This window comes from Rubrivirga sp. (assembly GCF_049648075.1).
Lineage (GTDB): Bacteria > Bacteroidota > Rhodothermia > Rhodothermales > Rubricoccaceae > Rubrivirga.
Window position 1 is genome coordinate 1 of sequence record NZ_JBARYR010000020.1, and the last position, 4582, is coordinate 4582.

The following is a 4582-nucleotide window of genomic DNA, read 5'->3' on the forward strand; positions in this document are numbered from 1 at the left end:
GCCGGTGTCCTCGAAGGCGCTCTCGGGTGAGCTCGGGTTGCTGGCCGACCGCGGCGTCGTGGAGCGCCGCGAGCGTGGCGCCGCCGTGTCGTACCGACTGACCGCGCGGGGCCTCGCGCTCGTCCCGCTCTTGGACGCCCTGGGCGAGTGGGCGGCCGACGTGTAACGGTGCCGTTACCGGCGCGATGCGCACGACCTCGAGGGCGGCGAGTGCGTACCCTCCGACCCAACCCCTCCCGACCTCGATGTTCCTCCACGACCTCAGCCCCGAGCAGCGCCGCGCCTTCCTTGTTCTGGCGCGGAACGTGATCGACGCCGACCACCGGCTCGCGATCCAGGAGTTGGAGCGGCTGGACCGGCTCTACTTCGAGGCCGGCGTGGGCACCGAGACGGCGTCGGCGCCCTCGACGGCGGGCGACTTGCATGTGCTGTTCGGGACGGGGCGCTCGCGCGTGTCCGTCCTGCTCGAGCTCATCCTCGTCGCCTACGCCGACGGCCGTCTCCACCCGAAGGAGGTCGAGTCGATCCGGTCCGTCGCGGCCAACCTCCGCGTTGACGCGGGAGTCTTCGAGAACGCCCTCGATTGGGGCCGCCGGCACCAGGAGCTGTTGGAGGAGGCGGAGAGCCTGGGCGCCGGCGTCGCGTAGCCGTCCTCGAGGGCGCGGCCTTCCTGGGGTGCGCTAGACCGAGATGGTCCTGGTCCGCGTCGGCTCGTCATCGAATCGGCTCGTCTTCGAGTTGGCTGGTGGACACGACACGTCGTGTCCCTACGCGTGATCTAGGACGACCGCGCTGCATGGAGGGACATGATGTGTCACGTCCGCGCTTGTCCTTGAGGCTGCGCTCGTCCTCGAGGTCGAGGATGGTTCTGGCCCATTCCCAACGTCCCGCCTTCCCTCGGATTCCACCGCCCTCGAGGCCGGCCCTCTCTAGCTTCGCGTAGACATCCCCAAGACCCTGTGAGCGACCAGAAAATCATCTTCTCCATGCTGGGCGTCGGTAAGACGCTGCCGACGGGCAAGAAGATCTTGGACAACATCTACCTCTCGTTCTACTACGGCGCCAAGATCGGCGTTTTGGGCCTGAACGGGGCGGGCAAGTCGACGCTCCTCAAGATCATCGCCGGCCTCGACGAGAAGCACGACGGCGAGATCCAGAAGCAGCCCGACCTCAACATCGGGATGTTGCAGCAGGAGCCGGACCTGGGCGACCCCTCGAGGACGGTCCGCGAGGTCGTCGAGGAGGGGATGAGCGAGGCCGTCGGCCTGCTCAAGCGCTACGAGGAGATCTCGGCCGCGTTCGCCGAGCCCGACGCTGATTTCGACGCGCTCATCGCGGAGCAGGGAAAGATCCAGGAGAACATCGACCGGCTCGGGGCCTGGGACGTGGACGCCCGGTTGCAGCAGGCGATGGACGCGCTCCACTGCCCGCCCGGCGACTCGCCCATCGGCCCGCTCTCGGGCGGCGAGAAGCGCCGCGTGGCGCTCGTCCGGCTGCTGCTCCAAGCGCCCGACGTGCTCTTGCTCGACGAGCCGACCAACCACCTGGACGCTCAGTCCGTCGCCTGGCTCGAGCAGCATTTGGCGCAGTACGAGGGCACGGTCATCGCCGTGACGCACGACCGGTACTTCCTGGACAACGTCGCCGGGTGGATCCTGGAGCTCGACCGCGGCAAGGGCATCCCGTTCGAGGGCAACTACACGCGCTGGCTCGAGCAGAAGGAGGCCCGTCTCCAGCAAGAGGAGAAGGAGGCCTCGAAGCGCCAGAAGACGATCCACCAGGAGCTCGAGTGGGTCCGCCAGAACGCCAAGGGGCAACGGACCAAATCGAAGGCCCGCATCGCGCGCTACGAGGAGCTGCAGGCCGGCCTCTCGGACGAGCGTCGCGACGAGCTCGAGATCTACATCCCGCCGGGTCCGCGTTTGGGCAACGTCGTGGTGCAGGCTGAGAAGGTCGACAAGGCGTACGGTGATCGGACTCTCGTCGAGGACCTGACGTTCGACCTGCCGCCCGGCGGCATCGTCGGCGTGGTCGGCCCGAACGGCGCGGGCAAGACGACGCTGTTCCGCATGATCACGGGCCAGGAGCAGCCCGACGACGGCACGTTCAAGGTCGGCGAGACGGTCCAGATCGGGTACGTCAACCAGGACCGCGACCTCGACCCGGACAAGACGGTCTGGGAGGTGATCTCCGGCGGCTCCGACTTTATCCAGCTCGGCACCAAGGAGGTCAACAGCCGCGCCTACGTCGGCCGGTTCAACTTCGGTGGTGCCGACCAGCAGAAGAAGGTCGGGACGTTGTCCGGCGGCGAGCGCGGGCGGCTTCAGCTGGCCGTCACGTTGAAGGAGGGCGCCAACGTCTTGCTCTTGGACGAGCCAACCAACGACCTCGACGTGAACACCCTGCGCGCCTTGGAGGAGGCGCTGTTGTCGTTCGGCGGCTGCGGCGTCGTCATCTCTCACGACCGCTGGTTCCTCAACCGCGTCGCCACGCACACGCTCGCCTTCGAGGGCGACGGCAACGTGTTCTTCTACCCGGGCAACTACGACGAGTACGCGGACAACCGCCGCGAGCGGCTCGGCCTCGAGGTCGACGAGCCGTCCGGCCCGCACCGCAAGCTGACGCGCGCGTAGCCGTCCTCGAGGGCGGACAGTCAGGTCGCGCCCTCGAGGGCGCGGTCTCGGCCGATGCGTCGCTCGACCCCGAGGTCGTGTGACACCGCGTCGGCAGACCTCGTGAGGAGTTTCCTCGTTCGCCCCATCACAGGCCCCGCCGTAGCTTCGGGACCGGCCGCTTCTCGGCGCGCTCTCACCCTGCCCTTCCCCATGAGCGAGATCAAGTTTGGAACCGACGGCTGGCGCGCCGTCATCGCAGAGGACTACACCTACGACAACCTGACGACGGTCGCACGAGCGACCGCGGCCTGGGTGCAGAAGCAGGAGGAGGGCGATGGGTCGGTCGTGATCAGCTACGACACGCGTTTCCAGGGCGGATCGTTTGCGCAGCACGTGGCACGAGTGCTGGCCTCGCAAGGCATCCGGGTCCGGCTGTCTACCGGCTTCGCGACAACGCCAGCGGTGAGTTGGGCGACGGGCGACCTGGGGGCGACGGCCGGCGTCGTGATCACGGCGAGCCACAACCCGCCCGAGTACAACGGATTCAAGATCAAGGCCCACTTTGGCGGACCGGCTACGCCGGACATGATCGCGGCCGTCGAGGCCGAGATGGCATCGCTAAACGGCACCCCCGGCCTCGAGGCCTACGACGCGCTCGTCGAGGCCGGAACCATCACCACGTTCGACCTGCAGTCGGACTACGTGGCGATGCTGAAGGACCGTTTGGACATCGAGGGGATCAAGGAGTCCGGCACACGTCTCGCGTACGATGCGATGTACGGCGCCGGCCAAGGCGTCGCGTCCGACCTGCTCGGCATGACGCGCGTCGTCGAGCTCGGTCATGAGCAGAACCCGGGGATGCACGGCCAGGCGCCGGAGCCCATCGAGCGCAACCTCGAGAACCTGCTCAAGACCGTCGTGGATCGGAACTGTTCGCTCGGTATGGCGACGGACGGCGACGCCGACCGGATCGGGCTCGTGGACGAGGAGGGCCAGTTCGTGGACTCCCACAAGATCCTGGCGCTCCTGATCAAGTACCTCCACGAGGAAAAGGGCCTGCGCGGGACGATCGTCAAGACGTTCTCGACGACGGACATGTTGGACCGGATGGGCGAGCAGTACGGCCTCGAGGTCGAGACGACGCCGATCGGGTTCAAGTACATCGCGGGCAAGATCGTCGAGGGCGACGTGCTCGTTGGCGGTGAGGAGTCGGGCGGTATGGCGGTCAAGGGGCACATCCCCGAGCGCGACGGCCTGTTCATCGGGCTCACGGTCGCCGAGATGATGGTCCGGCGCGAGCGGACGCTCTCGGGGCTGGTCCGCGAGTTGATGGACGAGTTCGGGCCGCACTACCAGTCGCGGACGGACTTGCACACGACGGAGGACCGCAAGCGGTCCGTCCTCGAGCAACTCTCTACCGAGGGGCTCAAGACCGTCGATGGGAAGAAGGTGACCGGCACCGAGACGCTCGACGGGTTCAAGTTCCGCATCGAGGGCGGGTGGCTCTTGTTCCGGCCCTCCGGCACGGAGCCGGTGCTGCGCGTCTACTCGGAGGCCGCCAGCCAGCGCGACGCCGACGCGCTCGTCGCGTGGGGCGTCCAGATGGTGAACGGCGGCTAGCTCGTCCTCGAGGACGAACACGCGACGGGCCGGGTGCTCTGCCGCCCTCGAGGTCGTTACATCGAGGACGTCGTGTCTGGGGCGACACGCGTCGTGTCGGCGGCCAGAAGCGTTACGCGCTGGTCGAGGCTGAGCAGGCCGTCGGTGACGGAGGACCGAAACGGCAGAAACTGCGAGGCGGTCGTGTCGGGGTACGCGCCGACGCGGGCGCGCAGTCGGTCCCGGTCGGCCAGAACGGAGTCGATGCCTCGGAGGAGCCCGCCGGTCGTGTCCTCGGCGGCGTACGGGCGGAGCTGCGCGAGTCGGCCCTCGAGGTCGGCGACGCCGCGTGCGACGGCGGCTTGGAA

Annotated in this window: 5 protein-coding genes; 4 read left to right on the forward strand and 1 reads right to left on the reverse strand. The window is 68.0% G+C overall.

The window, feature by feature from the left end; all coding sequences use genetic code 11:
- Positions 1 to 4: 4 nt before the first annotated feature.
- The 4 genes from WBA11_RS00635 to WBA11_RS00650 all read left to right on the forward strand — a co-directional run bounded on the left by WBA11_RS00635 (position 5) and on the right by WBA11_RS00650 (position 4235).
- Positions 5 to 166, forward strand: coding sequence for a winged helix-turn-helix transcriptional regulator (locus WBA11_RS00635; protein ID WP_424518804.1), 162 nt, complete (start codon positions 5 to 7; stop codon positions 164 to 166).
- A gap of 79 nt (positions 167 to 245) precedes the next feature.
- Entirely contained in the window at positions 246 to 647 is a 402-nt protein-coding gene (locus WBA11_RS00640; RefSeq protein WP_424518800.1) for a TerB family tellurite resistance protein, read from the forward strand.
- Positions 648 to 959: 312 nt separating this feature from the next.
- The gene (ettA, locus tag WBA11_RS00645) at positions 960 to 2633 is read left to right on the forward strand and encodes an energy-dependent translational throttle protein EttA (RefSeq protein WP_424518801.1); all 1674 of its coding nucleotides are present in this window, start codon (positions 960 to 962) and stop codon (positions 2631 to 2633) included.
- Positions 2634 to 2825: 192 nt separating this feature from the next.
- Positions 2826 to 4235, forward strand: a complete 1410-nt coding sequence (locus WBA11_RS00650; protein ID WP_424518802.1) for a phosphoglucomutase/phosphomannomutase family protein — start codon at positions 2826 to 2828, stop codon at positions 4233 to 4235.
- A gap of 56 nt (positions 4236 to 4291) precedes the next feature.
- Here the strand turns inward: WBA11_RS00650 and WBA11_RS00655 are convergent.
- Positions 4292 to 4582, reverse strand: a 291-nt coding sequence (locus WBA11_RS00655; protein ID WP_424518803.1) for a hypothetical protein, incomplete at its 5' end; no start/stop codon positions are given.